The following is a 15,067-nucleotide window of genomic DNA, read 5'->3' on the forward strand; positions in this document are numbered from 1 at the left end:
GATGACGGTAAAAAATCCTATACGCAGGACTCGGTTTTAGGTATAATGAAGGAACAATGAGTCCTACGGGAAGTTAGGATTTTGTCGAAAGGGGACCGGTCATCAAAATGAAAGCAGAGCTAATCAATCCTTTTCTGGAATCCGCTAGAATCGTCATCGAACAGGTCGCCAATATCCGGCCATCCACCGGCCAACTGGGGATTAAGGATGTCAAGTATGTAGAGAATTACATATGGATTCAGATCGGCATGACGGGGCAGATGCAGGGGGATATCGTATTCGGCCTCCACGAAAGCGTGGCTCTGAAGGTCGTTTCGGCTATGATGGGCGGCTTCCTGATTACGGAGATGGATGACATGAGCAAAAGCGCGATCTCCGAGCTGGGCAATATGATCAGCGGCAATGCGAGCACGATGCTGTTCAATCAGGGCGTACGGGTTGACATTACTCCGCCCAAGCTGATGCATTCGGCGAGTCTGGCCGGTTTCGATGCCAAGCGGGCGCTGACCATACCGCTCATCATGGACGGTATCGGCGAGCTGGACATTCAAGTATTGATTGCTTAAAGTTGTAAGCGAGGGCTGCAGCTGTTCCGTCAGGAGCAGAGGCGCTTTCGCTTTTTTTGTTGGTTCGGGACCGATGAGAACAGGGGGAAGCCGTATGTTTTTTCGAGATAAAATCGTGGTAATTACAGGAGCATCCAGCGGCATCGGAGCGCTGATGGCCCAGAGGCTGGCTGAACGCGGAGCCGTCCCGGTGCTGACCGCGCGCTCCGAAGCCAAGCTGCTTGAAGCGGCGAAGCGGGTTCGGGGGCAGCATGGCATGTTCGTGCTGGACGTAACGCGCGCGGATCAGGCGGAGGATGTGATGAGCAGGATCATGGAGCAATACGGCCGCATCGACATCTTGATCAACAATGCCGGCTATGGCGTGTTCGAGCGGCTGGTCGAGGCGCCCCTCCGGGAATTCGAAGATATGATGGATGTCAATTATATGGGAACGGTGCGCTGCATCAAGGCCGTGCTGCCGCATATGCTGGAGCGCCGGTGCGGTCATATCGTCAATATCGCCTCGATGGCCGGGAAGATCGGTTCGGCCAAGTCCAGCGGTTACTCAGCTACCAAGCACGCCGTGCTGGGACTGACGAACTCCCTGCGGGCGGAGCTTGCCGGGACCGGCGTGTTCGTGACCGCAGTAAATCCGGGTCCGATCGATACGCCGTTCTTCGATCGCGCCGATCCGGGCGGAACTTATGTGAGCAATGTGAGATGGTTTATGTTGAAGCCGGATAAGGTGGTCGATCGGACGCTGCGGGCTATCGAACGCCGCGCTTCCGAAATCAACCTGCCTTTTACCGCGGCAGCCGGAGTCAAGCTGTTTCAGCTGTTCCCGGGCGTATTCGAGAAGATCGGCAACCGGCTGCTCAATAAAAAGTAAAACGGGGGCTATTCCTCGGCTTTCTTGTTGGCTTCCCGCAGCTTTTGGTTCAGATCGCGGACCTCTTCGTAAAGAGCGCGAATCTCGGCTCTCGCTTCGGGATGATTCTGATTCCAGTGGCTGGCCAAGGCAGGCATTGTTTTATGGATATGATTGTAGATGGACCAGATTTTGATCTTCCTGGTCATGTCCTCCGAAGCGTCGCCGGTCAGCAGCTCGGCGAATTTTTCGACCAATGCGTCAAATTCGGCTGTAAAACGGGAATCCATTGAAAATCCACCTTTCCGGTCATAATAAGCTTTAGTGTACTCTGGGAATTCATAGGTGTCAAAATGGAGTGTGATTATTTATGAAAGCGGAAGCTTATGATAGGGCGGGCGGCAGTGATGCGGCACACCGTGTGACGAGTGGCGCCGGAGGTAGTGAGATGCGCGATGCGGCAGGCAGCGGGGCGAGCGGTGTGAGGGACAGCGGGGCGGGCGGCGCGGGGGACGGTGCGACGAGCGATGTGTCGGATGGCGAGGCAAGCGGCACGGCGGATGGTGGGATGAGCGGTGCGAGGGACAGCGGGGCGAGCGATATGACAGACAGCGGACCTGCGGCAGAACTCATCGCTTTGGACGGCATGCTGATCGACCGGCAGCCGCTCCGCAGCCTGGCGAAGGGAATCTCGCTGTATCTGCTGACCTATATGGCGCAAGGATTGAAGGTCAAAGGGTATTTGGCTGTACCTGAAAGCGAAGGAAAACTGCCGGCGGCGATCTTCTGCCGGGGAGGCATCCGCAAGGTCGGCATGGTCCGCAAGCGCCGGATTTTCTCCATGGCCCGCCGCGGGTATGTCGTGTTTGCTCCCTTCTACCGCGGCAATGAAGGAGGCGAAGGCCGTGAAGATTTCGCCGGCGAGGACCGCCTGGACGTATGCCATGCGATCGCAATGGTCCGGAATTTGCCGGAGGCGGCGCCCGGACCGGTCGCGCTGATCGGCTTCTCGCGGGGCGCGATGATGGCTCTGCTCGCAGCCCGGGAATGCCCGGACGCCGGACCGGTCGTCGTCTGGGGCGGCGTCAGCAGCCTGTTCGACACCTATGAGGAACGCGTCGATCTTCGCCGGATGCTGAAGCGTGTGGTTGGGCATCCGAAAAAGCAGCTTGAGGCCTACGAGGACCGCTCGCCGGTATATTGGGCGGACCGGATTCACGTGCCGGTGATGATCGTGCATGGCACGGCCGACGAGCAGGTGAGCGTGGATCAAGCCCGCAAGCTGGGACTGGCGCTGGAAGCGGCCGGCAAGGATTACGCGATGGAGCTGTACGACGGGCTGGGCCACCGCTTTCCCAAGGAAGACGACGAGCGGGCGCTGGATGCCGTCTTCGCCTGGATAACCCGCAAGCGGGCGGAGATGACGGGCAAGGGCGAGGGACAGCGCCAGCGCGGTTAACCGGGCCGCCTGCCCTGTCAGCCGAGCGCGAACAAGCGGCTGCGCAGCGTATCCTGCCAGCTTTCGGACAGCTCGGGAAGCTCCAGCAGCCGCCGGATGGCATCGGCATTCCGCTTGTCCTTATGCATCACCTGGTTGGCAGATTCAACTGAAACAGCCATCGGATGGCGCTCGAGCAGCTGCAAGGGCTCTTGTGCGGATACGGCGCCTTCCCGGAGGACACGGAAGTAATAGCCGGTGTAGCCGGTCTCCTCCAACAGCTTGGGGAGCTTCGGCACTCCGTGCCTGGCCGACAGCTTGAAGCAGGGCTGCCTCGGCTGGCTGAGCTGGATAACGGCTTCTCCCCACTGGAAGATATCCCCGATGTGAACGTCGGTTTCCACCAGACCCGCCACGGTCAGGTTTTCGCCGAATGCCCCATAGCCGAGCGTTTTGTCAAGCTCCCGCTCCCAATAGGCGTAATGCTCCTGCGGATAAGCGCACAGCGCTTTATCCGGTCCGCCGTGATGAACCAGATCGGCCTGGCCGTCCCCGTCCAGATTCGTGAAAGATAGCTGCATAGAGCCTTGAACGGGCTTTTTGTCGATCCCGGAGGATATGAATTTGCTCTGGTAAGCGAGCGGCCGGGGCTGTGCGATATTGACGGAAATAACGGAAAAGCTCAAGCGTATCACCTCTTTTAAATAGGATTTAGCTCTGCGAAAGTACAAGTTTTGGCGTGCCTCGGGTATGCTGCTCCTAACGTATACAAAAAGCACCCGGAGGTCAAGACGCGAAGGGGGCAAAGTGAGGAACAATTTGCTATACTGGGAGAATGATTAGCCAAAAAGGATGATGAGATGATGAACACGGGTTTTGCTTCGTTAGGCATAGATTCGTCGTATGTGAAAAGACTCGCCGAGCTTGGGATTACGGAGCCGTCGCCGATCCAGGCGGAGGCGATCCCGCTCGCGCTGCAGCGCAAGGATATTGTCGCCCAGTCGCAGACCGGAACGGGGAAAACGCTGGCATTTGCGCTCCCGGCGCTGCAGCATATCGATGTATCGCTGCGTGAAGCCCAGGTGATGGTGCTCGTTCCTACGCGGGAGCTCGGGATGCAGATCGTCCACACGCTGGACCAGCTCACCCAGGGAACGGAGGTGCGCGTACAGCAGCTGATCGGAGGCGCGTCCATCGAGCGTCAGATCGATAAGCTTAAGCTGAAGCCGCATATCGTAGTCGGTACGCCGGGCCGCGTGCAGGAACTGGTGAAGCTGAGGAAGCTCAAGCTTGCGGGCATTCGCACGTTGATCGTGGACGAGGTGGATCAAGTATTCGAGCTCGGCTCCATGCATGAGGTGGAGGCGCTGCTCAAGGGCATGCTGCGCGACAGGCAGATGCTGTTCTTCTCGGCGACATTCCCCCCGCAGCTGCAGGCTGTGATCGAGCATTGGATGCGCGAGCCGGAGTATGTGCGGGTCAACCCGGCGCAGCGTACGGCGGAGACGCTCGAGCATATCTACTTCGTCTGTGAGGAGCGGGAGCGAATCGACACGCTCCGCCGCCTGGTCAGGCTGTGGAATCCCAAGCAGGCGATCGTTTTCATCAATGAAACTGACGATATCGGAGAAGCGGTCGCCAAGCTGAAGTATGTCGGCTTGTCAGTGGAAGGCTTGTATGCCGACTCGTACAAGCAAGAGCGGGCAAGGGCGATGCAGGGCTTCCGGGCCGGCCGCTTCCAGCTGCTGCTCGCAACGGATGTTGCCGCTCGCGGACTGGATCTCCCCGAGGTCACGCATGTGTTTAATCTGGACCCGCCGATCGATGCGGACCATTATGTTCACCGCGTCGGGCGGACGGGCCGGATGGGCAGAAAAGGAACTGCCGTTTCGATTATAACGCGCAAAGAGCAATTCATCGTGGACAAGTTCGCCAAGTCGCTGGGGATCGATATCCAGCGCAAGTATATGTCGCACGGCAAAGTGTATGACGCCAGGCCGTCAGGCGAGGCCGTCGCAGAGAAGCGCAAGCCGGCGGAAAGCCGCCCGGCTCAGTCTTCGCCGGAGGCGCGGATCGCTTCCGCCGCGCCTCCCGCATCTTCGCAGCGCCATGACGCGGCTGCTGGAGAGACGGCGCCGCGCGCTCAGGGACGCGGCGGAGCGAAGCCTGCCGGCGCCGGCCGCGACGCGGCGCCAGGTGTTGTGCCGCCCGGCGGAGCCAAGGGCCGGCCAGCCGACCGGCCCAAGCGGCCGGTGAAGAGCAAGGCCGAGCTTGAGCGCGAGCGCAAAAACAAAGGCGCGCCGCGCTGGCTGAAGGACAAGCCGGCACGCCCCGGCAAAACCAAGTAACTTCCGGGAAGGGAGCGGCGTCCGGTGAGATGGATCAGAGCGATAGCTGCCGCGGCCCTGCTGGCTGCAGCTTTGGTCGGCGCAGCATTGTGGCTCGTAAAGCCGGCAGAAGCGCTGGATCTGAGCTACGAGCCGCTGCGTCTGCAGGATCAGGCGAAGGAAATGCTGCTCAAGAGAAAGTTCGAGCTGGAGCTCAGTGAAGCCGAAGTAAACTCGCTCATCAAGCGAAAGCTCGCCGCGCAGCCCCAGGTTCATCCAGAAGCCCGGATAACAGGGGCGAGATTCACCTTGGAGGACGGCGGGCTCCGGGCCGATGTCAGCCTGCTGCTTCGCGAACGGTGGCCGGTCGGAGCCACGCTGCGCTTCGCCTGCTCCTGGGAGGCGCCTTATATGGTTGTAAGGCATACGGCAACGGAGCTTCGAGGGCTGTCCCTGCCCGCCTCCTGGTTTTCGCTTGAACCGCTCCGGCTGGCGCCGGATGATTATTTGCCCGGTTTGCTGCGCGCGGCAGACATGAGCTTCGACAGCTCCGGAGTGAAGCTTCGGCTTCAGCTGCGGTAGCGGAACTCCCGGCTTTGGCTGATGGGGATGGCTCGCTCGACAGACGGAATAGTGTGACGCCAGAAGGGCGTGAGACCGGCAGATATATGATCTGTTGGCCTCACGCCCTTTAGTATGGAGAGTTTTTTAGCATGGAGAGTTTTTTAGTATGGAGAGGTGAGGAGGAATTGGCCAAGTCGGTTTCGCTGGCCGTAGAGGCAGGGGATGAGGCAGAGCTGCGATCCTCCTGGTCCGTCCTTGGGCCGCCTAGCTCGATTCCGGATGAACTCCCTTTTCCATGCTACCTGCGTTTTGTAGACATTTTTGCCGGGCAGTCAGACGGAAGATGGCGAGGAAAGCTATGGTTTTATATGGAATTCCATACAAAATACCCTCCGATGCTGCCGAAAGCAGTGATTTTATACGAATAACCGTACAACCTGCCCGCCGCAGGCGGTCAAAGCCAGAAAGTTGTACGAAAAACCAGATAAACTGCGCCTGGCTGGCGCTCGTAGCAGGGAACGTGTATGGAAAAAACGCATTAACATGCCCGCTGTGGGCGATCAAATGCCAGGAGTCCTATGCAAAGTTGCATAAAGGTCCTCTCGACCGCATTCATCCCTGGATAACAAAGTAATTTTAATAGACCCAATCTCCCTAACCAGGGAAGATTGGGTCTATTTGTCCAAGCTATGACGTGACGGAAGTACGCCTCGCTTTAGCCCTGATGCTCTCTGGCCTGATCGGCGGAACCCGCGGTACCGGCTGAAGTCTGCGGCTTGCTGCCGGAGCGGCCGCGCAGCAGCAGGGCGAACGGAATGCCGAGCAGGACGACGAAGGTCGCGAGCAGGTACACGTCATTGACACTGTTCGTGAATGCCGTCGCCCCCAGCAGCGTCTTGTTCTGGATTTCGCCGGACACGGTCAGGTCCGTCGTATGGGTCGCCACTCGGGAGGCCAGCATAGTGGTGAACAAGCCGATGGAGAACGAGCCCAGCCCTTGACGAATCCAGTTGCTGGCCGATGAAGCATGGCCGGACAGCTCCCGGGGGATGACCTCCATTCCCGCATTGGAGGCGGGCATCATAGCCAGCGCTATCCCGATATTGCGGACAGTCATCCAGAGCACAATATAGGTTTGGGTCGTATCCACATGGAGGTTGGCCATGGCCAGCGTGCCGACGGCGATCAAAGTAATGCCCGCGATTATGAGCTTCGCAGGACCGAGCCGGGCGTACAGCTTGGCTGTGACGGGCATAAACAAAGCCATCGCCAGCGAAGACGGCAGCAGGATCAATCCCGTTTGCAGGGCGGACACATGCTGGATATTTTGCAGGAATACCGGAGTCAAGTAAGTTCCGGAATACAAGCTGACGGTTATCATGGAGCTGATGACGAGCGTGAACGTAAAGCGTTTGTAACGGAAAACGCCAAGATTCAGCAGCGGCTGGGAGACGGAGCGCTCCTTGCGTACGAACAAGACGAGTCCGATGATGCCGACTCCTATCAGGGACAAGGTCTGCCAGCCCAGCCAGCCCCAGCGGTGCGCTTCACTAAACGCGACCAGCAGGGAGGCGCTGCTGACGACTACCGTTGAGAATCCATACAAGTCGAAGGACTTAGGCGCGCTAAGCTTATAAAAAGGAATCAAACGCCAGGCGACCCAAACGGCGGCTGCACCAAGCGGCAGATTGATGATAAACAGCCACCGCCAATCCAGCGACTCAATCAGCCAGCCGGCGAGCGTCGGCCCGAGCGCCGGGGCCAGCATCGCAGACAGACTCCACATGCTAAGCGCAAAAGCCTGCCGTTCACGCGGAATGACCTGGTAAATAATAGTCATCGTAGCCGGCATGACCATGCCGCTGAATATGCCTTGCAGGATGCGGAAGGCAATTAACGATTCGACATTCCACGCCGCTGCGCATAATCCGGACATCAGGGTGAATCCGACCAAGGCGATCACATACAAATACTTATTGCTGAAACGGTCCCCCAGATAACCGGTAATCGGTGAAATAATGCCTGTGGCAAGCATGAAGCCGGTCAAGGTCCATTGAACCATGCCGAGGTCGGTTTGAAACTCTTTCATCAAGACGGGAATGGCAACATTGATCGTACTCATCCCGAGGAGGGAAACGAACGATCCGAGGAAAATCCCGATCAACACGGGCCAGAAGGCTGTTGAGCCCGGCTCCGGGTTTGGTTGTCCGGACATGCGGACAGTTTGATCATTGGCTGACATAAAGCGGCTGCTCCTTTTTTTGTACAAGTTATAGTATATGTTTCATTTCTAAAATATTTAAGATAGAACTACGTTATTGTATCTCTAACCTGCATCACTGTCAAAGAAAAGCGTGGATTCGCGAGCCTCAAAAAAAGACATGCCGGGCAGCCGCGAGCCTTCCGCGCCGTGCCGTTCAGCATGTCTTGTTTCTGAGCGAGTAGAAACTATTTTTTTCTTGTTTTGACGTAAGACGCGTAGACGATCTCGCCGGTGTCGAGCTTGGCCAGCTCATCGGCGGTCCACCCCGCCAGCTTGTTGTTGCCGGTTACTCCCGTCAGCTTGATCGCATACTTGGTCTGCAAGTATTGATGCAGCGCGGGCATATCCGCTTCCTTCAGCTCGCGCAGCTTTTTCTTGCCCTGGATCTGCCCGAGGATGACGCCGATCGATTCGGCCGCCAGACTTGTATTCGGTTGAATGCGCGCGCTGCCGTAGGCAATGGCGGATGCCCCGACGTTTTTACCGGCCAGGATCACATTGTCATAACCCTTGAGCAGGAAGCTGCGCAGCGGCATGCCGTATTTGTCGGGACGACCCATTTCGATGCCCCACTTGTTGGCGCTGGTCCCCTGAAGATCGAGCGGATAGCCGCCGATGCTGACATTATCCCAGAACATCTTGGCCCCGAGCATGTCCGAAGGCTTTAGCACATAGTCCGTCTCATAATGGTTATACTCGCGAATGTATAAATAGTTGGGGAAGCCGTTAAGCTCGGCCTTCTCCCAGCCAACGATGTTCTTGCGGAAATGCTCCAGAATAAGCGGGATTTCCTTCTTACCCAGCTCCATGGCCGCTTTCACCGACACATCATCCGACGGATCGACGGTATAGATCAGAAAAGCGTTGATGATCACTTCGCCGTCGCGTTGGGATACCGCATTCAGTCCGCGCAGGAATACGCGGTCATTTGTCGCTTTGTATTTATTCGTCATGCCTGATAGGCCGATCGCAAAATTATGGTCAACCGATCCATAGCCGTATTTGGCATTACGTTCCTCTTTGGTCAGCTCGTTGAAGTGCTTCTGGAATTTCGCCCAGTCGACATTTTTGAATTTCATCATCATGCCGGCGCTCATATATTCGATATTGGATTGTCCATAGAAGGCTTCAAGTCCCGGCAGGCGCTTGGCCTGAAGGCCGCCGGCAAATGCCGCATAATCGGTATTCTCGACCCAGTAGGCCGCCTCGATTTTTTTCTTCTCGCCGTTTTTTGTCACATAGCGGATCGACTTCACCTGCTGCTGAGCCGAAGGCTTGCCGGCCTGCTCCTGACCGAATTCGCCCGGCTGGTATTCCATCCCCTCGATTTTGATTCCTTGCTCAATAGGAATTCCTTTCACCAACTCGGCAAAATAGGCTTCGAATTCCTGCAGCTTGCGGATCTTGCCGCTGCGGAAGCCGTCAAACAGCGATTTTGCTCTGCCCTGCACGAGCAGCTTGTACTGATCGTCCCGCGTTTCGTCAAGAAACAGCATCTCGCCCTGCAGCACCTGGCCGCCGAAGGCATCCCGCGGATCAATAACCTTTACCTTCAATCCTTCATCGGCTGCCGCTCTGGCCAAGTACAAGCCCTCCAACTCGGTGCCGACGACTAGCACATCCACTTGTTCTACAGGCACCTTGGGCTCGGAAGGAGGAGGAGCCGCAGGCTTCTGACCCGGTGTAGTTACGGCTTGGGGAGTTATGGCGTTGTTGTCCGGACTATTGCCCGGCTTTGTCTGGTCGGTCTGATTGGCGAATACGTAAATGGCCGCGATAAGGATGAGTGCCGAGATCGTGAGAATCGCGGACAATCTCCTGCCTTTGCGTTTCATGTAAGCCATGCACTCCTTTTATTGATTAATGGTCTTGTCCAGTTTACCATCTTTTGGGCGGAGCAGCGAGTATTGTCGATTTCTTTCTTCATTTTATGTGGCTGTGGCTGCGATCAATAGAAAATTGCCTGAAAGCAATACAAAAAATATTTGAAGATCGGATTGGAGGAAAATGGTGAAGCTTGTCGAATTATATCGAAGTAATGCTTCTTAGGGCTTATACACAGGGAGGATAATTTGTGAACCAAGAATGGAATAAATGGCTGCTATCGGCAGTCTTGCTGAGCATGGCAATGGGAACTACGGCAGTAGGAGCCGCTGATACAACGGTTCAACCGGCACAAGCCGCCATCATGTTCAGCGATCGGGCATCCATCTCCGACGCCAGGCGTGCGGCAGTTGAAGAAGCTGTCAAGCAGGGACTGCTGTCGGGTTATCCGGATGCTTCCTTCCGGCCGAACCAGCTGTTGACTAGGCAGGAGCTTGGGGTGCTGCTCGCCAAAGCATTGCGATTGGAGCCTAAGCAAGGGGCCGGCTCTACTTTCGCTGATCTGAAAGACAACTGGGCGGCTCCCTACATTGAAGCTTTGGTGGATGCGGGCTTTATCGACAGTGAGGGGACGTACGCATATAGGCCCTTAGACCCTGTGACGCGTGAGGAGCTTGCGGCTGTATTTGTCAGGGCAGTTAACGGCGTGGACGCCAAAGGCGGCCAAGACAAGCTTATATCAGACAGCGGGGATATCAGCCCATGGGCTGAACAATCGGTGAACAACGCCCTGCGTCTCGGCCTAATGAATGCGTCAGGTGATGCATTTGAGCCTCGCGGAACACTGGAGAGACAAGATATTGCGGAATACTTGCTGGATATTTTCAAAACACAGGAGCGGACGGCTACGATCGAACGGATCGACGGGGATATCGTCGTTATCGACGGCAAGCCGTATTTGATAAGCGGGCAGCTGAAGGAGCTGCTGGGGGAACGGAACCGCGAAGCTTTGGAAGGGGCCGTCCTTACCTACAAATCGGTCAACCATAATGTCAACGATCTGCAGCGCATCGAAATTAAGAAAAGCGGCACGGAAGGAAAGCCTGTTCAGTTGGACCTGGGCGGTATGCCTTTCCGGGGAGAGCTCGCTATTGCTGCCGACCACATCGCCGTCAAAGGAGACTCGCTTGCCCAAGTCGTATTGATGCCGGGAGCGGGGCAGCTGGAGCTTCACTCCAAAGTAGCCCAAATTATAGTGGAGACCGGCAAGCCGGTTAAGCTTGACGGAAGCGGGGCTTGGGGAGAGCTAAGAATTTCTAACCCTGAGGCAAGCTTGAGCCTTGGCAAAACCGTGAGCATTAACAAGCTCGAGCTCCCTGAGGGTGCGCCGGCTAATAAGCTGATTGCCAATTTTAATGAAATAAAAAATCAGATCAGCCAGACGCCTGCCGATGCAGGGACGCAAGCTTCCGCAGGGCCGCAAGGATCTTCGGGTTCCACGTCGGGTTCTACGGACTCGTCTGATTCCTCCTCTGACAGCAATCATGCGCCGACGGTAGTGAATGCGCTGAGCGATGTTACGCAGGTGATTACGGACGGACCGAAGGTCGTGAGTCTGGCTGGAGTGTTCGCGGATACGGATGACGATGCGCTGACACTGACGGTTGTTTCGTCTAATACGGGTGTAGCGAAGGTGAGCATAAGCGGGACGACGTTGACGATCACGCCGCTGAATACTGGCGCGACAACAGTTACGGTAACGGCTAGTGACGGCAATGGCGGTACGGTGCAGGCGACGCTAGTTGCAACCTTTACAGCGCCAGTACCGGTAAATCATGCGCCGACGGTCGCGAACGCGTTGAGCGATTTCTCGCAGGTGGTTACGGACGGACCGAAGGTCGTGAGTCTGGCTAACGTGTTCGCAGACGCGGACGGCGATGCGCTGACGCTGACAGCAACGTCCTCTGATCCTGGCGTAGCAACTGTCAGTATCACCGGCACGGATCTGACGATCACGCCGCTAAACGCAGGCGCGACAACCGTCACGGTGACGGCGAATGACGGCAATGGCGGCACAGTGCAGGCGACGCTGACGACCACATTTACCGCACCAGTATCTGTGAACAACGCGCCAACGGTCGCGAACGCGTTGAGTGATTTCTCGCAAGTGATTACGGACGGACCGAAGGTCGTGAGCTTGGCAAACGTGTTCGCAGACGCGGACGGCGATGCTTTGACGCTAACAGCAACGTCCTCTGACCCTGGCGTAGCAACTGTCAGCATCACTGGCACAGATCTGACGATCACACCGCTGACCGCTGGCGCGACAACGATCACAGTAACAGCGAACGACGGCAATGGCGGCACGGTGCAGACGACGCTAGTTGCAACGTTCACAGCGCCAGTACCTGTGAACAACGCGCCAACGGTCGCGAACGCGCTTAGTGACTTCACGCAAGTGACGACAGACGGACCGAAGGTCGTGAGCTTGGCAAACGTGTTCGCAGACGCAGACGGCGATGCGCTGACGTTGACAGTCGTTTCGTCGAATACTGGGGTAGCGACGGCAAGCATCACCGGCACAGATCTGACGATCACACCGCTGAACGCAGGGGCGACAACCGTCACGGTAACGGCTAATGACGGCAATGGCGGCACGGTACAGGCGACACTGACGGCAACATTTACCGCACCAGTACCGGTAAACAACGCGCCGACGGTCGCGAACGCGCTGAGCGATTTCTCGCAAGTGATTACGGACGGACCGAAGGTCGTGAGCTTGGCAAACGTGTTCGCAGATGCAGACGGCGATGCTTTGACGCTAACAGCAACGTCCTCTGATCCTGGCGTAGCAACTGTCAGCATCACCGGCACGGATCTGACGATCACGCCGTTGAACGCAGGCGCGACAACCGTGACGGTAACGGCTAACGACGGCAATGGTGGCACGGTGCAGGCGACGTTAGTTGCAACATTTACAGCGCCAGTGCCGGTAAATAACGCGCCGACGGTCGCGAACGCGCTGAGCGATTTCTCGCAGGTGGTTACAGACGGACCGAAGGTCATGAGTCTGGCTAACGTGTTTGCAGATGCAGACGGCGATGCGCTTACGCTGACAGCAACGACCTCTGATCCTGGCGTAGCAACTGTCAGCATCACCGGCACGGATCTGACGATCACACCGCTGAACGCAGGCGCGACAACCGTCACGATAACAGCAAACGACGGCAATGGCGGCACGGTGCAGGCGACGTTAGTTGCAACATTTACAGCGCCAGTACCGGTAAATAACGCGCCGACGGTCGCGAACGCGTTAAGTGATTTCTCGCAGGTGGTTACAGACGGACCGAAGGTCATGAGTCTGGCTAACGTGTTTGCAGATGCAGACGGCGACGCGCTTACGCTGACAGTCGTTTCGTCGAATACTGGGGTAGCGACGGCAAGCATCACCGGCACGGATCTGACGATCACGCCGCTGAATGCTGGCGCTACAACCATCACCGTAACAGCTAACGACGGCAATGGTGGCACGGTGCAGGCGACGTTAGTTGCAACATTTACAGCGCCAGTACCGGTAAATAACGCGCCGACGGTCGCGAACGCGTTAAGTGATTTCTCGCAAGTGGTTACGGACGGACCGAAGGTCGTGAGCTTGGCAAACGTGTTTGCAGATGCAGACGGCGATGCGCTGACGCTGACAGTCGTTTCAATGATCCCGGGAGTAGCGACAGCGAGCATCACCGGCACAGATCTGACGATCACGCCAATAAACGCAGGCGCGACAACCGTCACGGTGACAGCAAACGACGGCAATGGCGGCACGGTGCAGGCGACGCTAGTTGCAACCTTTACAGCGCCAGTAGCGGTAAATAACGCGCCGACGGTCGCGAACGCGCTGAGCGATTTCTCGCAAGTGGTTACGGACGGACCGAAGGTCGTGAGCTTGGCAAACGTGTTTGCAGATGCAGACGGCGATGCGCTGACGCTGACAGTCGTTTCAATGATCCCGGGAGTAGCGACAGCGAGCATCACCGGCACAGATCTGACGATCACGCCAATAAACGCAGGCGCGACAACCGTCACGGTGACAGCAAACGACGGCAATGGCGGCACGGTGCAGGCGACGCTAGTTGCAACCTTTACAGCGCCAGTACCGGTAAATAACGCGCCGACGGTCGCGAACGCGCTAAGCGATTTCTCGCAAGTGGTTACGGACGGACCGAAGGTCGTGAGCTTGGCAAACGTGTTTGCAGATGCAGACGGCGATGCGCTGACGCTGACAGTCGTTTCAATGATCCCGGGAGTAGCGACAGCGAGCATCACCGGCACAGATCTGACGATCACGCCGCTGAACGCAGGCGCGACAACCGTCACGGTAACAGCCAACGACGGCAATGGCGGCACCGTGCAGGCGACCTTTACCGCGACGTTCCAGGCGGGTGCAGGCAATAAAGCGCCCGTCGTGAAAAATGCTCTGCCATCGCAGACGCTGAATCTTCTGACTTCACTCCTCCAGCGTGAGCCGTTGGACGAAGTCCTAGATATTTCCCAAGTGTTCGAGGATGAAGACGGCGATGCTTTGACCGTGACAGCAGACTCGTCCAACCCAGCGGTCGCTGTGACCGTCGTCACGGACAGCACTTTGGTTGTTACGCCCTTAGGGCTGGGGAGCACTACGATAACCTTGACGGCGAAAGACGCTCAGCAAGCCTCGGCGACTACCCAGTTTACTTTAACATTTCAGGAGAGCGGGCTCTTTTTCTCCGAACTGGTATGGGGGCCTGATGTGTATCAATTTATCGAGCTGTACAACCCGACCAATGTTACGCTGGACAGCACGAAGTTCCGAATTAAGCGTTCAGACGGCTTAGAGATTAATTTTAATGATCAATATGTGATTGCCGATATGCAGCCTAACCGAACGTTCGTGTTAAGCGATATTTTCTACGATAAGTATAACGACTCTCTGGTGGTTAATTCGGATACAGCCATCATGCTCGAGCTGATAGACGAGGCTCTGGAATCTCCGATAGACCTAGAGCTGTATTACGTGGATGACTCGGACAATTACATCCTGCTGGACAAAGCGGTAATTGCGAGAGGCCACTCCTATTCCAGAAAAACCGGCACAACGATCGGTAGAACGGATCAGTACAACGCGCAGGATTGGCAAGACAAAGAAGCGTCCGAAGAACTATTCGATAATCTCAATCAATACGGCACAGACAACTGATC

Annotated in this window: 10 protein-coding genes; 6 read left to right on the top strand and 4 right to left on the bottom strand. The window is 56.8% G+C overall.

The window, feature by feature from the left end; genetic code table 11:
• Window positions 1–107: 107 nt before the first annotated feature.
• A complete protein-coding gene (locus BLR08_RS18770; protein ID WP_072331531.1) occupies window positions 108–566 on the top strand; it encodes a chemotaxis protein CheX in 459 nt (152 codons plus the stop codon).
• A 94-nt stretch (window positions 567–660) separates the two neighbouring features.
• Entirely contained in the window at window positions 661–1,437 is a 777-nt protein-coding gene (locus tag BLR08_RS18775; protein ID WP_072331534.1) for an SDR family NAD(P)-dependent oxidoreductase, read from the top strand.
• A gap of 8 nt (window positions 1,438–1,445) precedes the next feature.
• Here BLR08_RS18775 and BLR08_RS18780 read toward each other — a convergent pair whose 3' ends face one another.
• The gene (locus tag BLR08_RS18780) at window positions 1,446–1,706 is read right to left on the bottom strand and encodes a DUF2573 family protein (RefSeq protein WP_072331537.1); all 261 of its coding nucleotides are present in this window, start codon (window positions 1,704–1,706) and stop codon (window positions 1,446–1,448) included.
• A gap of 311 nt (window positions 1,707–2,017) precedes the next feature.
• Between BLR08_RS18780 and BLR08_RS18785 the strand changes: the two genes are divergently transcribed.
• On the top strand, window positions 2,018–2,875 hold the full coding sequence (locus BLR08_RS18785) for an alpha/beta hydrolase family protein (protein ID WP_371117500.1): 858 nt from the start codon (window positions 2,018–2,020) through the stop codon (window positions 2,873–2,875).
• Window positions 2,876–2,892: 17 nt separating this feature from the next.
• Here the strand turns inward: BLR08_RS18785 and BLR08_RS18790 are convergent, their stop codons facing one another.
• Window positions 2,893–3,549: an MOSC domain-containing protein gene (locus tag BLR08_RS18790; RefSeq protein ID WP_090586352.1), complete on the bottom strand. Its 657-nt coding sequence runs from the start codon at window positions 3,547–3,549 to the stop codon at window positions 2,893–2,895.
• A gap of 168 nt (window positions 3,550–3,717) precedes the next feature.
• Here BLR08_RS18790 and BLR08_RS18795 point away from each other — a divergent pair, with 168 nt between their 5' ends.
• Both BLR08_RS18795 and BLR08_RS18800 read left to right on the top strand, forming a co-directional pair.
• Complete coding sequence (locus BLR08_RS18795) at window positions 3,718–5,202, top strand: DEAD/DEAH box helicase (protein ID WP_083537202.1); 1,485 nt, start codon at window positions 3,718–3,720, stop codon at window positions 5,200–5,202.
• Window positions 5,203–5,226: 24 nt separating this feature from the next.
• The gene (locus tag BLR08_RS18800) at window positions 5,227–5,763 is read left to right on the top strand and encodes a hypothetical protein (RefSeq protein WP_072331548.1); all 537 of its coding nucleotides are present in this window, start codon (window positions 5,227–5,229) and stop codon (window positions 5,761–5,763) included.
• A gap of 697 nt (window positions 5,764–6,460) precedes the next feature.
• Here BLR08_RS18800 and BLR08_RS18810 read toward each other — a convergent pair.
• Window positions 6,461–7,960 carry a DHA2 family efflux MFS transporter permease subunit gene (locus BLR08_RS18810; protein ID WP_072331866.1) on the bottom strand — a complete coding sequence of 500 codons (1,500 nt, stop codon included), beginning with the start codon at window positions 7,958–7,960 and terminating at the stop codon, window positions 6,461–6,463.
• A 233-nt stretch (window positions 7,961–8,193) separates the two neighbouring features.
• Window positions 8,194–9,843 (bottom strand): FAD-dependent oxidoreductase, encoded by a 1,650-nt coding sequence (locus BLR08_RS18815; protein WP_072331554.1) that lies wholly within the window; start codon window positions 9,841–9,843, stop codon window positions 8,194–8,196.
• 239 nt (window positions 9,844–10,082) lie between these two features.
• Between BLR08_RS18815 and BLR08_RS18820 the strand changes: the two genes are divergently transcribed.
• Window positions 10,083–15,065: an S-layer homology domain-containing protein gene (locus tag BLR08_RS18820; protein ID WP_090586343.1), complete on the top strand. Its 4,983-nt coding sequence runs from the start codon at window positions 10,083–10,085 to the stop codon at window positions 15,063–15,065.
• The last annotated feature ends 2 nt before the right edge of the window (window positions 15,066–15,067 follow it).

Origin of the sequence: Paenibacillus sp. cl123, assembly GCF_900101595.1 — a bacterium.
GTDB lineage: Bacteria > Bacillota > Bacilli > Paenibacillales > NBRC-103111 > Paenibacillus_G.